The 19,296-nt window shown below is 60.5% G+C and carries 13 protein-coding genes; 4 read left to right on the forward strand and 9 right to left on the reverse strand.

Annotation, left to right across the window (positions count from 1 at the left end; all coding sequences use genetic code 11):
• Nucleotides 1-54 precede the first annotated feature (54 nt).
• The 9 genes from J2129_RS05025 to J2129_RS05065 form a co-directional block, all read right to left on the reverse strand.
• Nucleotides 55-1,074, reverse strand: a complete 1,020-nt coding sequence (locus tag J2129_RS05025; protein ID WP_209629827.1) for a DUF3821 domain-containing protein — start codon at nucleotides 1,072-1,074, stop codon at nucleotides 55-57.
• An 898-nt stretch (nucleotides 1,075-1,972) separates the two neighbouring features.
• Nucleotides 1,973-3,838 (reverse strand): OB-fold nucleic acid binding domain-containing protein, encoded by a 1,866-nt coding sequence (locus J2129_RS05030; protein ID WP_209629828.1) that lies wholly within the window; start codon nucleotides 3,836-3,838, stop codon nucleotides 1,973-1,975.
• A gap of 28 nt (nucleotides 3,839-3,866) precedes the next feature.
• Nucleotides 3,867-5,060, reverse strand: coding sequence for a TrkA C-terminal domain-containing protein (locus J2129_RS05035; protein ID WP_209629829.1), 1,194 nt, complete (start codon nucleotides 5,058-5,060; stop codon nucleotides 3,867-3,869).
• Between the two features lie 1,203 nt (nucleotides 5,061-6,263).
• On the reverse strand, nucleotides 6,264-7,466 hold the full coding sequence (locus J2129_RS05040; RefSeq protein ID WP_209629830.1) for a magnesium transporter: 1,203 nt from the start codon (nucleotides 7,464-7,466) through the stop codon (nucleotides 6,264-6,266).
• 29 nt (nucleotides 7,467-7,495) lie between these two features.
• The gene (gene rnz / locus J2129_RS05045; protein ID WP_209631259.1) at nucleotides 7,496-8,434 is read right to left on the reverse strand and encodes a ribonuclease Z; all 939 of its coding nucleotides are present in this window, start codon (nucleotides 8,432-8,434) and stop codon (nucleotides 7,496-7,498) included.
• Nucleotides 8,431-9,207 carry a sugar phosphate isomerase/epimerase family protein gene (locus J2129_RS05050; protein ID WP_209629831.1) on the reverse strand — a complete coding sequence of 259 codons (777 nt, stop codon included), beginning with the start codon at nucleotides 9,205-9,207 and terminating at the stop codon, nucleotides 8,431-8,433. Before J2129_RS05050 ends, rnz begins: the two co-directional genes overlap by 4 nt.
• On the reverse strand, nucleotides 9,204-9,752 hold the full coding sequence (locus tag J2129_RS05055; protein WP_209629832.1) for an AAA family ATPase: 549 nt from the start codon (nucleotides 9,750-9,752) through the stop codon (nucleotides 9,204-9,206). Before J2129_RS05055 ends, J2129_RS05050 begins: the two co-directional genes overlap by 4 nt.
• Nucleotides 9,749-10,495, reverse strand: a complete 747-nt coding sequence (locus tag J2129_RS05060; protein WP_348632335.1) for an anaerobic ribonucleoside-triphosphate reductase activating protein — start codon at nucleotides 10,493-10,495, stop codon at nucleotides 9,749-9,751. The genes J2129_RS05055 and J2129_RS05060 overlap by 4 nt, the downstream gene beginning before the upstream one ends.
• Before the next feature lie 861 nt (nucleotides 10,496-11,356).
• Nucleotides 11,357-12,676: an ATP-binding protein gene (locus tag J2129_RS05065; protein ID WP_209629834.1), complete on the reverse strand. Its 1,320-nt coding sequence runs from the start codon at nucleotides 12,674-12,676 to the stop codon at nucleotides 11,357-11,359.
• Between the two features lie 411 nt (nucleotides 12,677-13,087).
• On the opposite strand from J2129_RS05065, the gene thiC reads away from it, so the two are divergent.
• From thiC to J2129_RS05085, 4 genes are all read left to right on the forward strand, one after another.
• On the forward strand, nucleotides 13,088-14,362 hold the full coding sequence (gene thiC / locus J2129_RS05070; protein WP_209629835.1) for a phosphomethylpyrimidine synthase ThiC: 1,275 nt from the start codon (nucleotides 13,088-13,090) through the stop codon (nucleotides 14,360-14,362).
• A gap of 760 nt (nucleotides 14,363-15,122) precedes the next feature.
• Nucleotides 15,123-15,515, forward strand: a complete 393-nt coding sequence (locus J2129_RS05075; protein WP_209629836.1) for a carboxymuconolactone decarboxylase family protein — start codon at nucleotides 15,123-15,125, stop codon at nucleotides 15,513-15,515.
• Nucleotides 15,516-16,053: 538 nt separating this feature from the next.
• Nucleotides 16,054-16,641: a 5-formyltetrahydrofolate cyclo-ligase gene (locus J2129_RS05080; RefSeq protein WP_209629837.1), complete on the forward strand. Its 588-nt coding sequence runs from the start codon at nucleotides 16,054-16,056 to the stop codon at nucleotides 16,639-16,641.
• Between the two features lie 70 nt (nucleotides 16,642-16,711).
• Complete coding sequence (locus tag J2129_RS05085; protein WP_209629838.1) at nucleotides 16,712-19,159, forward strand: CDC48 family AAA ATPase; 2,448 nt, start codon at nucleotides 16,712-16,714, stop codon at nucleotides 19,157-19,159.
• Nucleotides 19,160-19,296: the final 137 nt, after the last annotated feature.

The raw sequence follows: 19,296 nt of genomic DNA on the forward strand, positions 1-19,296 counted from the left end.
AATTCCGAATTTGGGTCCGCTAAACCCGTTGGCTTAAAATAAAATGAGAAGTGTTTATTTTCTGGCCAGTACGAGGATTCCAAGTGAAAGCGCGGCAAGAGCAGGGATCAATGACAACGGGGTCTGCGTAGGTGCCGTCGTTGGAGCTTCTGTTGTCGTCTCCGGAACCGGCGTCGTCTGGACCGTGGTTTCAGTGACCGTCTCTGCCGGTACCGGCGTGGTTGCAGTCGGCGCCGGGGTCTCGGTGACACTCGGGGTCTCGGTGACCGTCTCTGTCGGCACGGTCATATTGACGCCGATCCTGTTACCCGAGTCAAAGGTGACGACATTTGAGTCCTCAGCATAGTCGGCAAAGCCCTGGGGTGCACTCCACCGTGCCTGGACTTTATACTCCCCTTCTTCGAGTCTGTCAAGCACGATCGGTCCAGATACCCCTGGGTCGTCGGTATAGATGACCGAAGCGGTGAGCGGAATATCTGAGAGATCCTGCCCCTTGAAGTACGTCACTTCGGCCCCGCTCGGTGACGTGACCACGAGATCGACCATGGCATATTCATCACCGGCATGATACTCGGTGCCCACATAGTGACCGACCACCTTGAAGGCGATCGCAGTCCCTGCCGGGATGGTGATCCCCTCGATCCTGTCGGCATGGTTGGGGGCGGCAAGGACAGGTTCGATCCTGACTTCAGGGTACCGGATCATGATCCTGTCCCCAGTCCGTCCATTGTCTCCCCTGCTGTAGGCATAGTATGTCCCGGTCTCGTCCTCATCTATATCGACATCGATGAGGCTGACAGAGGAGTCGTCAGGGACCGAGATCCGGTTCTGCTCGCCCTTCTCGACATCGCCGTCTTCGTACCTGACCAACGCCGTGACCGGATTGTTGGTCGTCTCATTTCTCAGGGCAGAGAGATTGAGCCCTTCTTCATAGACAAAGACCGTGTCTCCAGGTTCGATCTGGGATATCGTATCTCCTCGTGCGGCGGCCGGCGACATGACAACCAGGCCCAGCAGGAGGAGACCGCATAGTATCCCGAACAGGGAGGCCCGGGAATAGATATTTCGTACCATGGCATTCCCTCCAATGAACTACTATCTCAGGGCCGTCGCATAAATCACTTCTGCCGCGGGAGGACGCGATGGCGCACCCAAAAGAGAGGAGAAAAGGTGCGACCCTGGACGGGCGGGGGACGGAGATGCCGAATGGATGATCATGACGGGGGTGGTGCCGTCCTCGACCTCCCGTGTGGCGGGGGGCGTGGGGGGCGGCACGCTTCCCACCACCGAGAACCATCTGTCCAAAATTTCGGCGGTGTAGAAACCCTCTCCACTTTTTGGTGTGAGCGCGACTCACCTGCCTTCCTATACTTCCGCGCCAGGGGCGCGGCGCCCCCGGACCCCAGGGACGATGATAGGGCCGGGAAGGCATAATGGACGGCTATGATGAGCGTGATGCCGTCCCCGACATATCGTGCCGCAGGGGGACCGGGGAGTGCAACCCCCCGCCACCGAGAGGAACTGAGAGGATTTTTACAGGGCCAAAATTTCAGGAAGGAAGCGCTTCAGGTCAGGAGAATGTCCATACTTCAATTCTGTAGAATCATGCATGAACCCCCGGCCCACAGATGCGTGATGAACATGATCGCGTGTCTCCAGGGCGTGTGGACCCGTGCTCCCCTTTCGTGCAGGGACACCACGGGGGGAACCACCACTTCGTTGCCGCCCGGGCCCCGAGCCGAGGACGAAGATAGGACCGGGAAGGCATCATGGGCAACCGTGACGAGAATGCTGCCCTCCTTGACCTATCTATATGCGGCGGGGGGTTCGGGGAGCGGCACGCACCCCAGGCAGGAGCGTAGGGGAAAGCCAGAGAATTTTGGGATGCCCTCCTGAATAATATGAAAAGAATAGTACGCCATGACCCCGCCTCTCCTGAGAAAGGAGAAAGAAGAGGCCTTGAGCCTGAGGTTCACTCTTCTGAATGCTCGGGCAGGGACGTCTCCACCGGCACGCGCCCGATCTTCTCGACCAGACTGGCGAGCGCCTCCTCGCGCATCCCCTCGACGAACTTGATCGACCCGACCACCAGGTGACCGCCGCCGCTGATCCCGCCGCCCTTGATCTCCTCGTGGAGCTCCCTGACCATCTGCGGGATATTCATCATCACGCCACGGGAACGGAGCACCGCAAAGTCCGGGCCAAACCCAAGCGTGACCACCGGTTCGCCCGGGTGCTGCTGGCAGAGACGGTCGTGGATCTCGCCCGACGTCTTGCCCGGCGGGGGGAACGTAAACCTGTGGGCAAAGATCTCCACATCGATCCTGAAGAGATGCGCACCATTTGCGAGAATTTCCTCGGTGACATGGGGCATGGACGCACTCATCTGGTCCTCGATGGCGGCGTTCGCCTCGTCGACCAGGAGGTTGACGAACCTGTCCTGCAGGTCACGCTCGCCGTCCACATTCAGGAGGTCCTTGACGATCTCCCTGCCGTCATTGAACCGCAGCCAGAACTGCTCGTAGTCCAGGGCCAGGGCGATGTCCTTGCACTCGTCCTCGGTGTAGTCGTCGGCGATGAGGTCGAGGTAACGCTGCCTCTCGGGCGCCTCGCTCCGGTCACCGACCGCCGCAACCGCCGGGAAGTGTTTGATCCGGTCGCTCACGCCCGGGAAGATGAGCCGTGCCACCTCGGTCCCGAGCATCCCGGCCGTGATCCCGAAGTCGGCACCCACATGATAGGGGTTGACATGGGCGACCAGGTAATCGTCGACGACAGCGTCGGGATGATGGTGGTCGACGACGATGATCGGGAGGTCGTAGACCCTGGCCACCTTCATCGCCGGGATATCCTCCTCAGTGGACCCGTTGTCCATCAGGACGATCAACGGCATCTTCTGCCCGAACCTGACATTGTCCTTCAGCGCGAAGTCAAGATCCCTCGTGATATCCTCGATCTCGTAGAAGGGCGCCTTCGACGGCGAGCGCTTGAAGAGATAATACGCCGTGTCCAGGTCATTGCCCTCCTCCTTGATGAGAGAGACCACCGCCTGCTCGACCGCGACCGCCGCGCTGATCCCGTCGGCGTCGGCGTGGTGGCGCAGGATGATCGGCTGGGCCTCAAAGACCGCCCGCCTGATCCGCTTGGCGACCTTCCGCATCTCAGGGCGCAACTGCTCCATCGCCTCGCTCTCGATGAGAAGCGGGATCTCTTCGGGCTCAGAGCGGGCATCGAGCGCCTCCTCGATCCGGTCGTGGACCCTCTGGGCGTCCTCGCCGGAGAGACGTTCCATGGCGCTGACCTCGATCTGGAGCTGGTTCTGCCGGCGCATCACCTCACCGACGACAAAGACCGAGTCGCCGAGTTCGACCTCAGGGTAGGCGCGCACCCCGGCCTCGACAAAGGCCGCGGCATTCCCGCTCCCGGTGGCATCGACCAGGGTGAAGATCGTCGGCCCGCTCGTCTGCTTGATCTGAGCGACGATCGTCTCAAGAGTGACGTCACGCCCGACCCGCGAGGCCAGGTCGCCAAGCCCGGTCACCTTTGCCTGTCTGGTCACGTTCTCCAGGCGGAAGACCGTGGGGGTGACCTCGGCAAGGTCGATGTTCCCGTTGTTCCTGATGTTGATGACCTTCACGAAGATCTGTTCCTTCTCCTCATGACGCCCAAGGATGTTGCTCTTGTGGACCAGACCCTTGAGCCTGGCATTCAACTGGACAAAAGTGCCGAAGTTAGCAAAGCCCTGCACGGTCCCTGCATAGATCTTGCCTTCTTCGACGTCCTCGAGCCCACATCCCGAGCCAAGGGAGTACACAATCGTATCTTCTTGTTGAACCATTTCTTTAACTCACTTGATTGTACGTGCGTTATGTATTCTCAGCTGAACAAAGGGTGGCAAGCCGTTCCTCGCCGTCTCTCCTCCCTTTTGCGATGATGCGATCGCCTGCGTGAAGCCGTTCGTCACGGCCGGGACGGTATTTCCAGCGTTCACCACCGCGTTTGACCGCGAGCACCACCATGCCGGTGACCGTCGCAAGCGACGCCTCCTTGAGGCTCCGGTCGGCAAGGGCCGCACCCCTCTCCACCTGGAGATGGGTGATGATCTCGTCTGACTCGCGCACGATCATCCTGAAGATCGGCGGGATCTCGATGTCCCTGAGGAGGATATCAGCGATCGAAGAGGCCGCACCCGAGATGGTCTCGGCAAAGGAGGAGAGGTAGAGGAGACCGCGGAGATATTCCACGTTCTCGATCCTCTTTGCGGCCTCGAGCACCCACAGGTCGAACTGGTAGCGCATGTCCTCCATCCGTTCATTGAGGGCGACGACCTCCTGGGCCACGTCCTCGTTGGTAAAGAGGAGAGAGGTGTATGCAAGTCCGACTGCAAGCTCGGAGAGATTTTTCATCTCGATCATAAGGGCGACAGCGCGGTCGAGGTCGTCGACGCATCCGGCCTTTGCCGCTTCTTCTTTTGCTTCCTGGACTGCACCGGTCATGATGTGGAAGGGGCGGATGCCGGCTTCAAGCCCTTTTGCAAGGAGGATGTCGCCGGCCGCGACCCCTGAATACTTGTCAGGGTCATAGATCCAGCCGTTCCCCCGCCTGATGGCAATGACACGCATCCCTGACCTGCTCTGGAGTTTCACCTCGCCCAGGGTCTGGCCGTCGAGGACCGAGCCAGACCTGACCTCGACCCGCACCGTGACCTCCTCGGCCTCGGGCAGGGCGTTTCTGAGTTTCTGCGGGAACTTGGCCCCTTTGAGGATGAGCTTCGAGACCTCTGAGGCCGAGTTCGAGATCCGCTCGGCCGACTCTGCGATCTGCAACAGTCCGCTCATCGACTCAGCCTCCTCTACCCGCCGCGCCCCGAGCATCGCCGAGATGCGGGCCTGGTAGACGTGCCTGTTCATGATCTCTTCGAGGTTTCCTACCTCGCCGGCGACGTCCCGGCTTTCAAAAAGAATGGCAGAATAGGCGAGGTCAACCATCAGTTCAGAGATGTCTTTCATCTCGATGAGGACATCTTTGAGGCTGGTCGGCTGATATTCGACTTCCATCATGGTCAGTACCGTCTTCCATTTTGGTATTGTCCCGAGGGTATATTAACTGGTAGTTGGGCGCACCTCCTCAGGGGTTGCACGGGTTTCCCCTACGCCGCCTGTGGCCGGGGATGATAGGACTGACGCCATGGTCCCTGGAGGCGCGGCGAGATCGATCTTTGCAGGGGCATCTCTGTGATCCACAGGTCGTCGTGAGCGCCGTGAGGGGTTGCGGTGATGAAGAATCGGGCACGCATATCAGATGAAATTCCAGGCGTGTAGAATCTCTCATCTCTTCGAAGTGCACGTGTGACTCAATCGCGTTCCTTCATGCCCGCGCGGGGGCGAGTGCCGCCCCGACCCACAGGATCAAGATGGGGCTGAGAAGGCACGATGGACGAACATAAAGGAGGGCTGCATTCCTCGCCTCATCGCTCATGTGATGGGTGGGGGGTCGTGAGGCGACCACTCTCAAGCGAAGGGAATCATCGAGATAATTTTCCATGAAAATGATCCTGAAGATATTCTCTCCAGTTTTGCATGATGGTTTCAGTTCTCTAGAATATTTTCGAAATGATATGAAGAGGAGAGAAGGGCTCTGTAGAAACCCTCGCCTATTCCTGGGGTGAGCGTGACTCCCCCGCCTTCCCCATCATCTCACCAGGGGCGCGGCCGCCCGGACCCCGAGACCACGACGTGAACGAGAAGGCAGAATAGAGGACTATGACGAGAGGGTGCCGCCCTCCTCCTATCGTCATCCAGGGGGTCCGGGGGCAGCGCCCCCGGCACGAGCGTGCGGGAAGGCCATAGGTACTTCTGGGCTACGAGGGGGTGAGGATCTTTCAACCATCATCCATCGCTATCTTCTGTAAAGGTAAGGTTGGAGAGTTTTGAGATGACTTCTCTGAATTCCCTCCCCTATCCTCATCCCGGGGGTCCGAGGGCAGAGCCCCAGGCGCGATTCATGGGGGAAGGCGGGCGAATCACACCTCCGATCCTTCGCGAGGAGGAGAGGTGATGGCACCCATTTGATGATGTTGCCGCGTGGTGTCCTGCTCTGAAGGGGGAGCAGGGGTCCAGACACCCGCTTGCGCGGGCGCGGATCTCAGGCATAGAAGCATCCATGGATCTGTAGAGCCCGGCATGATCTCTGGGTTCACGCATACGCGATGCAAATGATCGTGGGTCTCTCGACATGTGGAACCCGGCACCCCCGCATCTGCTTCACAGGAAGAAGTTGATCACCGCAATGAGGACCACTGCCCCCAGGAGATCGATCACCGAGGTGATCACCGGGATCCCGAAGTTGTCAGGGTCAAACCCGTACCTGAACGAGATACTCGCCGTGAGATAGGCGATCCCGTTGACGATGGTCATCACCACCACTCCTGCGCAGACGGCGATCCCGACCAGGGTGAACAGGCCCGGCGAGGTCGCCCCGAGGAGGAGGGCGGCGCCGTGGGCGAGGGCGGCCATCAGCGGGAGGAGGACGAGGGTGAAGAGATAACTCTGGACACACTGGATACCGACCTCACGGGACGGCCGGAGGGACGGGTCGATCAGCCCGAGGTGCATCCAGGTTCCGAGACGCGAGCAGAGGATCCCGCCGATCGACCCGCAGATCCCGGCGAAAGGCGGGATGAGAATGAGAAGCGCCCCGACCGTGACGAGACGGTCGAGGTCCATCGTATAGGTCACCCCCGCGACCGTCCCGAGGACCGAGAGCCCGACAAGGAGGGGCAGGATCTCGGAGACGATCTCCCTGGCCCGGTCACCATGCACCCATGAATACCCGGTCGCCACCGCTGCAACGATGAGTACAAGGACGAGGAGAGCGGCCCGCCATTCTGTGGGTAGGGCGACGACCGTCACCGCCGTGAGGGCGAGGACTGGGATGGTGACCAGGTCGCCGATGGTCGTTACCGCCGGGGCGGCGATCATGTCCATGTCCACCCCGCGCCTGTACGAGAGAACCGAGACCAGGACCGTGAACCCCATCACCAGGAGCCCAGAGAGGATCCCGGCGATCACCGAGATGAGAATGAGGTCGCCGGCCGCGATCACCTCGACCCCAAAGCCCCAGGCCGCAAGTTTTGCGATGAACCCGAGGGCGATGGCGGTGGCGACGGTAAGAATAAAAGAAGCGTGCAGGTTCTCGGCAAGGACGCCTCCCCGCCGCCAGTCAGGGGAGAACTCCCCCAGGTGCATCGACGAGGAGAGGCGGGAGGCGAGCACCCCCGAGATGCTGCCGCGCATATTGATCGTCGGTGGGACGAGGACCAGCAGCCCAGGGATGAGCGTGAGAGTCTCACGGATAGAGGAGAGATATGACCCGGCGACGACCGCGACGGCGGTGCTGATCAGCAGCGCTGTTGTGCCGGTAAGAAAGAGGCGATGCTCGCGCCCCAGGACGTTTCCCGCACTCATCCTCCCCCTCCGTCACATCCATCACTTCGTCACTCCCTGAAAGGAATCTCCACCATTGTCAGGTCTGGTGGTGCAATCACTTCGCCTTCAAACTTCTTTCGTGCATCCTGTATATGGTTTGCCGTCGATGTGTACCTGGAACTGATATGGACAAGGGCAAGAGCGTGCGCCCCAAGCGCCGCCGCCGCTTCCCCGGCCTCCCCTGCAGAGGAGTGGAAGACCTCGCTCGCCCGTTCTCGTTCTGCGTCATCGAAGGTGGCGTCGTGGATGAGGAGATCCGCGTCTTCCAGGCCGTCGAGGGGGCCGTGGTGAAGGGGCCGCGTGTCCCCAGAATAGATGACCGTCCGCCCGGGGCGCGCCCGCCCCATGACCTGGTCGGGGGTGACGGTCACCTCTTTTCCTTCGTGATCCACCGTCACCGTCTCACCGCGCTGGAGATGGCCGAAGAGCGGGCCAGGGGGGATCCCGAGGGCGATCGCCTTCTCCCTGTTGAACCGCCCCGGGCGCCCGTCCTCCCTGAGGACATACCCGAGGCTCGGCATCCCATGACAGGTGGCAAAGGCCTCCACCTGGTAGCCATCGAAGCGCACCGTCGAACCAGGACTGAGCCTGACCGGCTGGAGGTCAAAGCCGAGCCTGGTCTTGCCGAGTTGCCTGGTGTGCTCGACAAATTCGTAGACCCCTTCCGGGCCGTAGATGACGAGCGGTTCGGTCCGGCCGTTGAACGACATCGTCTGGACCAGCCCGAGCACCCCCAGAAAGTGGTCGGCATGCCAGTGGGTGATGAAGATCGCGTCGACCAGGAACCCGGTCCGCGCCCGCATCATCTGCTGCTGGCCCCCTTCCCCGCAGTCGAAGAGGAGGGTGTCAGACCCCCGCCTCACCATGATGCAGGGGGGGTTGCGGGTTATGGTGGGGAGCGCCCCGGCGGTGCCGAGGAAGTAGACCTGCAACGTCTCGCCGGCTATACGAACCGCCTCCTGAAGACTGCAAGGCTCTCTCGTGCCTCGTCGAGGTTGCGCCCCTCGACGACGGCGACCTTGCCCCGGTATCCCTGTGCGACGACGCGCCCGACCTTCTCCCAGTCGATGGTCCCGGCGCCGAGGGCGAGGTGCTCGTCCGAGGTTCCGTGGTTGTCGTGGATGTGGAGGTGGTCGGCATCGCCGATATGCGCAAGGAACCCGTTGACCGCCCTGACCGTGTTGGCATGGCCCAGGTCGAAGGTGACCCCCACGCCCTCGATCCCCTCGGTGATCCCGAGGAGTTCGTCGGGGTCGTGGCAGAGGAACTCAGGGATATTGATCATATTCTCGAGGCAGACCTTCACCCCGTGCTCGATACCGCATGCCCCGAGCACGCGGAGAGCCTCCTTCTGCAGGCTCCATACCTTCTCAGGCAGGAGTTTTCCTGCAGGCGAGAGGTAGCCGGGATGGATGGTGACCCGGTCGGTGAGGTCGGCGGCGTGCTCGACGCAGGCACAGAGCTGGTGTACCGACTCCTGCCAGATGGGGTCGTTGATGGAGGCGAGGTTGAGGTCGGCGTAGGGGGCGTGGACGGTCACGTCGAGGTGCGTGCTCTCGATGACGTCGAGGACGGCCCGCTTCTTCTCCGGATCATCAAGGCGGTAGTTGCCGTCGGCCGAGATCTCCCAGCCGGTATACCCGACCTCCTCGATCCCAAAGACCCACTCGACCGATTTCCAGACCGTCGAGGAGGACGAGAAATAGGGAACGACGCTCATGGGCACCCCTCCATCGCCCCGATGAGCCTGGCGACCTTCGCGGTGTATTCTCCCATGCCGCCTTCGTTCGTGACCTCGACGTCGGCCATGGCCATCGCCGTACCCAGGCCCCAGCCGCGCTCACGCTCGTCCCGTCTCCTGAGTTCTTCTGCAGACTCGACGTCGTCGGCGCGGCCGCGTTCCTTGAGGCGGCCGAACCTGGTCTCGAACGAGGCCTTGACCGCGACAAGGAGGAAAGTGGGGAAGTGTTCCCTGAAGATCTCGACCTCGGCGCTGCCCCTGATCCCGTCGATGACCACGATCGGGGCGGCCTGGCCCTCGACGAAGGGGACGGTCTTGAGGGCGATCGCCCCCATGCCATGCTCGGCGCGGAGGTCTGAGGAGACCTTCCCCATGTTGGCGTCGGTCATCTCAAGCCCTGCTTCGAGGACGGCGGCCCTGATCACGTCGCCCATCACCACGACCGGGATGCCCCTGGCCTCTGCGATCTTTGAGAACTCTCCTTTTCCGCTCGCCGGCATCCCGACGATCCCGATGACCTTCATCGTACATGCTCCTGCTCGATCCTGCTGACATCAATGCGTTCTGCTCTGACGATCCGTCTGCCTTCGTAGACGACCTCGCCGTCTTCTCGTGTCCTGATCTTCACGGTCCGGCCCAGGCCGTCGGCGATGGCCGCAAGTTCGGTGAAGGTGAGGGGGGCGACGCCGGCGATAACTCCCTGCTGGAGGACAAAGTCGACGCCGTCGGCGTCCTGTGCGATATATCTGATCTCGTCCTCGCATCCCCTGAAGGTCGTGACCACGACCTCGAACTCGGGGAGGGCGCCCTGTTGGAAGCCCCTGATGCAGAGGTCGAGCGACTCCTGGACACGTTCTTTGAAGTCCTGTTTGAGGAGGTTGTTATAGCGGCGCCAGGTGGTCTTGACGTCGAGGGCGATATGGTCGATGAGCCCTTCTTCGAGGAGGGCCCTGATCGTCGCCGGGTAGACTCCGTTGGTCTGGAGGCCGACGCCGAGCCCCATCTTCTTCGCGCCCCTGGCCAGGGCGAGGAGGGCGTCCTTCTGCATCGTCGCCTCGCCGCCTGAGAAGACGACGCCAGAGGCGAGGAGGGTGGACTCCCTGATCATGGCAAGCACCTCATCAACCTCGCGCTCGTCTTTTCCTTCGAGGATGGCGGTGTTCTGACAATAATGACACCGTACCGGGCAGCCGCGTAAAAATACCGTACAGACCGCCTTCCCTCTCCAGTCCACCGTGCTGAGCGGGATAAATCCCCCGAAGTTCACCTTCAAAAAATCACCGTTGTGTAGTATGGGTGATCGGTTTTATAGAACCTATCGAACGTTCAAGGAGAGGGGTGGAGGAGTATATCCCAGAATTTTTCGGGGCCTGAACTCTCCCTACAGAACCTTTTTTCCGGCATTGTAGAATCGAGCATGACTCTGAGTTCACGCATACGCGATTGAACATGATCGTGGGTCTCCAGGGCGAGGGACCTGTGCCCATCCCTTCCGGACAGGGCACTCTGTGAGACTGCCGCCTCATCGCCGACCCCACATCTCCTCTCTCCGTCCCCGGTGCGAGACGACGGTGACGGTGCTGCGCTGAGGACGGGCAATCATTCTGAGAGTGTTTCTGTAGTTCGTATATCAGGTATGGAGGATCCTGGTGAGGGGAAATCATCGTATAAACCTCCCGGGTCGATCGTCAGGATCATTTTCATGGTAAACCTCTGGATGTCTTTCTCTGGCGGGGGGTCGCACCCCGTCTTCACGATCATCGCGTTGCCTTCACGCTCCTATCGCCATCCCGGAGGTCCGGGGGAGGCCCCCCAGGCGCAGTGGGGAGGGAAGGCATGAATGCATGGGGGCACACCGAAAAGGGGAGGATCTCTCCACCACATCCATTGCTATCTTCTGCGAGGGGGAGGGCGGGAGATGGTGGGATGACCTCGGAGATATTCTCTGTTCTCGACGTCCTCAGGTCATCCCCTGGTTGTCCACTACCTGGGGCGAGGGAAGACAGTGCACGCCCTGGAAGACTCGTGAGAATTTACATCGGTATGGGTGAGGGGTGCGGACTGATCTTTGAGACCCCTCCCCATGGCATCAAGAGGGACACGATCGGCCGAAGAGTGCAGGATGCCCTCACGGCGCAGCCATGTCGAGGGAACGGCCCCACCGGAACCCGCCGGCCGGCACGACGATCTCGAACCGCGCCCCCTCCCCCTCGCCCCCTGTCTCGGTGATGGTCATCCCGGTGATGGCAAGGATCTCCCTCACCAGGAAGAGCCCGAGCCCTGAGTCCTCTCGCCCAAATCCGCGGGTGAAGATCTTTTCCTTGAGGGCAGGGGGGACCCCGACCCCGTCGTCTTCATAGACGATGACGCCCTCTTCCTGCTCTTCACGGAACGAGACCATGGCCTTCGTCGCCCTCTTCCCATGGCGGAGGGTGTTGTCCACGAGGTTGAAGAGGATCTTCTCGAAGAGTGGGTCGGCAAAGATCTCGAGTCGCCCGGTGAGGATGGTGATCTCAAGGTCTCCACGTGAAGCCCTCTCCCCGGCGGCCCTGGCGACCGCCTCCACGCACTGCCATGCAGGGGCCTTCACTCCCATGCTCCTGTAGTCATGCATGAAGACGATCTGTTCCCTGATCGTCTCACTCGCAGCGGCTATGCGCCGGGTAAAATCCTTGAGCGTCTCATTCTTGCCGACTGCCCCCTCGACCATGCCATTATAGGCGACGATGGTACTGAGTTGGTTGAGGAGGTCGTGCCTGGTGATGGTGGAGAGGAGGTCGAGTTTTTTGTTTGCCTCCCTGAGGGCGTCCTGGGCCCGGTGGACCTCGGTGACGTCCCTTGAGATCCCGGTCGCCCTGGCAGGGTGGCCTTCGTGGTCGCGGGCCGTCACCTTCCCCCTGACATGCACCCACCGCCATCCTCCTTCATGGCCCTGCAGCCTGCAGTCCCCTTCATAATAGGGCATGGTGTCGTCCCGCACCTCTGCCATCTTTCTCATCAGCAGGGAGCGGTCGTCGGGGTGGATGCGCTCTCCCAGGGTCGAGACATGAGTCTCCTCCTCAAGGGACCGGTCATCCCTGGTTTTGACCCACCCATGGATCAGTGATATTTCTCCTGTGGCAACGTCCCAGTCCCATACCCCGAGAGAACCGCCCTCGATGGCAAGGTTCAGCCGTTCCTGGGTCTTTTTCCGTGCCTGCATCTCGGCCCTGAGTTCACGCCACCGCCGCAGCGAGAAGATGGCAAGCCCCACCGAGAGGATGAGGACCGCGATGAAGATCTCGTCGATCTCCCAGCGCTCATAGAGGCGAGTGAACGCCACGAGCATCTCGAAGGCATCAATATATACGGCGGTCAGGAAGAGGAGGCCTCCGGCTGAGAGAAGGACCAGCGCGTCACATCCTGCCCTGGAGAGTGACTGTGTTCTGGGGGGTCTCTCAGGTCTCACGTAGGATAATATTTTCTCTGAAGTTATGATAATGATTTCTAAATTTTTATAGTGATTTAACCTTCCAATTTTGGAAAAAATAATTTTATTTCATAGTTTTCATCAATATCATCGATATTTATAGTCCTGTAGAAAATCTCATCATTTCCTGGATCAAGTATGATTCGACCACCCCCCACATCGGTCGCACCCAGGGAACAAGATTGAGACGGGAAGATGGAGATGTGTCCATGAAGAGGAGGGCGCCGTCCACTGCCTATCGCACGCGCGAAGGGAATGGGGGCGCAGACCCATGGAGAAAAATTCACTTGTGAAAACGTAAACAAATTTACTTGATCGGAGAACAAGCAAAATTTAGCGAAGATTTTGGAAACAGAGAGTTTATCTGGGAGTTTCTCCAATCTTAGGGATATGGGACTAATTGAGGATGCAAAACGCGGCGTCATCACGAAAGAGATGAAAATCGTCGCCGAGAAGGAAGGAGTCACCGAGGACTTTGTCCGGCGCGGCGTGGCCGAGGGCCATATCACGATTCCGGTCTCCCCGTACAGGGACGTCAAAATCTGCGGTATCGGCGAGGGACTGCGGACCAAGGTGAACGCATCCATCGGGACCTCCACCGATATCGTGGACGTCGACCAGGAGATCGAGAAGGCACGGCAGGCCGAACTCGCCGGCGCCGACACCCTGATGGAACTCTCCACCGGCGGCGACTTCCTGGATATCAGGCGCCGGGTCGTCGAGGCGACGACCCTCTCGGTGGGGAGTGTCCCTCTGTACCAGGCCTTCATCGAGGCCGCCAGGAACAAAGGCGGCGTCGTCTTCATGGATCCTGACGACCTCTTCAGGATCACCGCGGAGCAGGCGAAGCTCGGCACGAACTTCATGGCCATCCACACCGGCATCAACCTGGAGACGATGAAGAGGCTCCAGAACCAGGGCAGGCACGGCGGCCTGGTCTCCCGCGGCGGGGCGTTCATGACCGCATGGATGCTCCACAATGAGCAGGAGAACCCGCTCTATGCTGAGTTCGACTACCTTCTGGAGATCCTCAAGGAACACGAGGTCACCCTCTCCTTTGGCAATGGCATGCGGGCCGGGGCCGTCCACGACGCCACCGACCGGGCGCAGCTCCAGGAACTGATCATCAATGCCGAACTCGCCGACAAGGCCAACGACTTCGGGGTCCAGACGATCATCGAGGGGCCCGGTCACATCCCGCTCGACGAAGTCGAGGCAAATGTCGTCGTCCAGAAGCGGGTCACCAACAGGAAGCCCTTCTATATGCTCGGCCCCCTGGTCACCGACATCGCCCCCGGCTACGACGACCGGGTCGCCGCGATCGGTGCCTCCCTCTCCTCGGCCTGCGGCGCTGACTTCATCTGCTATGTCACCCCGGCAGAGCACCTTGCCCTCCCGACCCCTGAGGAGGTCTATGAAGGCGTGATGAGTTCACGGATCGCCGCCCATGTCGGCGACATGATCAAACTCAAGAAGCGCGACGACGACCTCGAGATGGGCCATGCCCGCCGCGACCTCGACTGGGAGCGCCAGTTCGCGGTCGCCATGAACCCTGAGCGTGCGAAGAAGATCAGGGACGAGCGGATGCCCGCCGACACCGACGGCTGCACGATGTGCGGCGATTACTGCGCCCTCAAGATCGTCAACAAGAATTTCCATTTCTAAAAAATCAAAAATTTTTTTGAATCTTTTTTTCAGCTATGTAGGAGAAGAGACGAGGACATCAACACCCCTCTTGTAGTCAACCATTCCGTCTTCCTGGTTTCATATTCACTGTGGGGGCAGGGCAGTAGCGCGCTCTTGAAAGACGCCGTACTTCAGGAACTTCCTCCGTCACATCGCAGGGGCGGAGAGTTTGATCTTGATGATCATCTCTTCTGGTTTCCATACTGGTTTGAGTTCATTAAACGGCTCTGTAGAAATCCTCTTGATGAATCTCTCTGGGGGGGGGCGTGGCGCCCCCCGAACCCCCACCACACGATAGGTCGAGGACGGCAGCCCCTTCGTCATGGTCGTCTATTCTGCTTTCCCGTTCACGTCGTGGTCCCGGGGGTCCGGGCGGCACTCGCCCCTGGTGAGCTGATGGGGAAGGCGGGGGAGTCACGCTCACCCCAGGAATAGGTGGGGGTTTCTACAGAGCCCATCAAACACCTTCTGAACAGATACGCAGATTGCAGTTCCATCCTCTGAATGATCGACCCTTTCTCTTGCCTCATCGTCATCCAGGGGGTACAGCCCCACGATGAGAAGAGACGTGGGCGGCCATCAGGTGATTCCCGCGTGATGTCCTGCTCTGAAAGCAGAGCACGGCCCCAGACACATGCCTGAGCCCCAAGGTTCATGTTAGATTCTACAGAGTTGATATATTCGATTCTCTAAATCCAAAAAAGACAGACTGATAACCCACGCCTTCCAAGATCCATTCATGAAACCGACGACACAGAAGACCATCGACGACTTTCTCACCCATGCCGATGAGATGGCAGACGATGTCCTTGCAGAGACCGAGGAGTGGCTCGGGACCGTTCCCTTCATCTTCAAACTGATGCGCGAGCGCCCCGAGGCCTTCGTCTTCTCGGCGCTCGGCGACTACAAGACCGCCCGCCCCGAGAGTCTCGACGCCAAAACCGCAGAACTCGTGGCAATCGCCGCCGCCGCCGGGGCAGGTGCCGACAAGTGCGTGAAGGTCCACATCGGCGCGGCCCTCAAGGAAGGGGCGACCCGCGACGAGATCCTCGACACCATCCTCATCGCCGGCATCCTTGGCAAGACAAAGGTGCTCGCCGACTCCCTCAGGGCGTTCAAGGAATCGTTCTGAACAGTGGCTCTGTACAATTCTCTTCGGGAGGATGAATCAGGGGCTGACCACACCCTCACCGCTCCCGTGTGACCGGTGGGGGGAGGACAGGAATAACGGCTCTATTGAATAGGGCATGAAGCGAACGTACGCTTCAGGCATATGGGATGAAAATTGTTCTGAGTGGCGTTTCGAGGTGTGGAGGAATCCCTTTCCTCACGACAGGGCAACAGAGAATATCCCGTTCAATCGCCGCCCCTGCCTATCTTCTGTCCGTGGGGGGTCCGGGGGGCAACGCCCCCCGGCGCGAGACGGCGGTGAAAATTCTACAATCGGGGCGGCACGTCTGATCATCACACCTTCCCATACCCTCGCGCTGGGGGTGGTGCCTTCCCCACCGCCCGGCCGTGATTGAGAGGGAATAAGGATCCTTCCACACTCCGAAGCGTTGCTCGGAGCAATGTTCATGTGGCATGCGTGAGGCATGCTCTTGACCCATGCCCAATACTACACGGCCCGAACAGCGGATTTATCCCGGATCTCGTCCCACGCCTCTAGGATGAGTGCTGTGCCGGACAGACAGGCCATAGAGAAAAACGCACTGAGAGAGCAGGTCAAGGCACGCCGTGCCGCCCTCTCTCCAGACGAGATCACAGAAAAGAGCGAGGCCATCACGAGGCGCCTCCTCCCCCTTCTCGACAGGGCGGAGACCGTGATGCTCTACGCCTCCAAATCTCCAGAGGTCGAGACCGCCGGCCTCATCGACGCCCTCCTCGCCGCGGGCAGGAGGGTGGTCCTCCCGATCATCGAAAAGGAAACCCACACCCTCCGCCTTTCTTCCATCCCCGACCGGAGCGTGCTGGTCGAGAGCACCTTTCATGTCCCCGAACCCATCGGCCACGAGGTGCCGGTCGACCCCGCCGCCCTTGATGCCGTGGTCGTCCCCATGGTCGGGTTCGACCGTGGCTGCAACCGCCTCGGGTATGGGGCCGGTTACTACGACCGTTTCCTCGAGGCCAACCCAGGCCTGACCATCATCGGGGTCGCCTTTTCCTGTCAGGAAGTTCAGTCCATCCCGAGCGAGCCCTTCGACCGGCGGATGGACTGGATCATTACCGAAGGTGAGTGTATCTCCTGTCCATCATGAAAAAGCCACCCGAAATTTTTAAGTACTGGTTGCACTAACTTGTAGTAAGTCACGTATACAAGGTGGAACCATGCCAAAGGATCAGGTTGAAGTCATCGTCAAGGAAGCATATCACGAGGATGCAGGCCGGGGGATTGCACGCGTCGGGATCGACGTGATGAAGGCCCTCAACCTTGTCTCCGGCGATGTGGTTGAGATCCAGGGACGGGAGAAAGCCGCCGCCATCGTCTGGCCCGGTTATCCAGAGGACACCGGGCGGGGAATCATCAGGATCGACGGCAACATCAGGAGCGACGCACGCGTCGGGATCGACGACACCGTCAAGATCAGAAAGGTGGAGGTGGGCTATGGCCAGAAAGTGGTCATCCAGCCCACCCAGCCGATCAGACTCGTCGGCGGCGAGCAGTACCTCCGCCGGTTGATGGCCGGGCGCCCGGTCTTTGAGGGACAAACCTTCAGGATCAACGTCCTCGGCAACCCGCTCACCTTCGTCATCTCCAAGGTGACTCCCAGGGGAATCGCGATCATCACCGACACCACCGAGATTGAACTGAAAGAGACCCCGTACAAGCCAGAGGAAGGCAAACGCACACAGGTCTCTGACATACACTACGAGGACATCGGCGGGTTGGGCCGGGAACTCGACATGGTCAGGGAGATGATCGAACTCCCGTTGCGCCACCCCGAGATCTTCGAGCGCCTCGGGATCGAGCCGCCCAAGGGCGTACTCCTCTACGGCCCACCGGGCACCGGCAAGACCCTCATCGCCAAGGCCGTCGCCAACGAGGTGGACGCCCACTTCATCTCGATCTCAGGCCCTGAGATCATGAGCAAGTACTATGGCGAGTCAGAGGAGCGGCTGCGCGAGGTCTTTGAGGAGGCCCAGGAGAATGCCCCGACGATCATCTTCATCGACGAGATCGACTCCATCGCACCCAAACGCGAGGAGACGAAGGGCGAGGTGGAACGCCGTGTGGTCGCCCAGCTCCTCGCCCTCATGGACGGGCTCGAGTCGAGGGGGCAGGTCGTGGTCATCGCCGCCACCAACATCCCCGACGTCCTCGACCCGGCGCTGCGCCGGGGCGGGCGGTTCGACCGCGAGATCGAGATCGGGATCCCTGACAAGAAAGGACGCCACGAGATCCTCCAGGTCCACACCAGGGGCGTGCCCCTTGCCGAGAACGTGGACCTCGACCACCTGGCCGAGATCACCCACGGGTTTGTCGGGGCCGACGTCTCGCTCCTGGTGAAGGAGGCGGCGATGCACGCCCTCCGCAAGGTGATCCCGAAGATCAAGTCAGAGGAGGAGATCCCGGCTGGCCTGATCGAGGAACTGAAGGTGACCGGTGATGACTTCGACGAGGCCCTCAAGCATGTCGAACCCTCGGCGATGCGCGAGGTGCTCGTCGAGGTGCCTGACGTGAAGTGGACCGATGTCGGCGGGCTTGAGGAGGTGAAGGCCGACCTGAGCGAGGCGGTGGAGTGGCCGCTGAAGTACCCCGAGGTCTTTGCCAGGATGCAGACCAAACCGCCCAAGGGCATCCTCCTCTTCGGTCCTCCCGGCACCGGCAAGACCATGCTTGCCAAGGCGACGGCAAACGAGAGCGAGTGCAACTTCATCTCGGTGAAGGGCCCAGAACTCCTCTCCAAGTGGGTCGGCGAATCCGAGAAGGGCGTGCGCGAGATCTTCAGGAAGGCCAGGCAGGCGGCGCCGTCGATCGTCTTCTTCGACGAGATCGATTCGCTGGTGCCTAGGCGCGGCTCGTACTCCGGGTCGACACATGTCACCGAGAGTGTCGTCTCCCAGCTCCTCACTGAACTCGACGGCCTGGAGGAACTCAAGGGCGTCATGGTGCTGGGTGCAACAAACCGGCCCGACATGCTTGACGAGGCCCTGATGCGCCCTGGCAGGCTCGACCGGATCGTCTATGTCCCGCCCCCAGACAGAGAGAGCAGGAAGAAGATCTTCGAGGTCTACCTGCGCGGCATCGAGGGACTGCTCGCCGCCGATGTCGATATCGAAGCCATGGTGAACCGGACAGAGGGCTTTGCCGGCGCCGATATCGAGGCGTTGGTGAGGGAGGCGAAGCTGGCGGCGATGCGCGAGTTCATTGAGGCGATGCGGGAGAAGTCGCCCCAGGAGCGGGCCGACGCCATTGCAAATGTGCGGCTCACGAAGACGCACTTCGAGGAGGGGTTTGCAAAGGTGAAGCCGTCGCTCCCGAAAGAGCGGCTCGAAGAGTTCGAGCGGCTCTCCTGGGATATCCTGTACGGCGGGGAGCAGCGGGCCGCCCTCGAGACGGCCGCCGCCCTGATCAAGCGTGCAGACCTCATCAAGGACTCAGAGAAGGACGAGGAGATCAAGGGCATGGTCCAGGCGCTGGAAAACGCCGTCTTTGCGAGGAAGAAGGACTTTGCGAAGGTCCAGCACCTCACCGACGACCTGGAGAAGAAACTCGAAGCGATCAGGAAAAAACCATCCTATGCCGGCCTTACGGCCCCTATGAGCGGGGCCTGAGCGGTTCCTATGGACCTATCCTCTTTTTTCGACCTGGAGAAGATTTCAGGATCGGTCTCTCTGGCGAGGACGGGACACCATAGATCAGTCCAGTTGCGTTCTCTCTTCATGACAGAGTAATTGAGATCCCCGGCCTC

The sequence above is a fragment of the Methanofollis sp. W23 genome, from assembly GCF_017875325.1.
In the GTDB taxonomy this organism is placed as follows: Archaea; Halobacteriota; Methanomicrobia; order Methanomicrobiales; family Methanofollaceae; genus Methanofollis.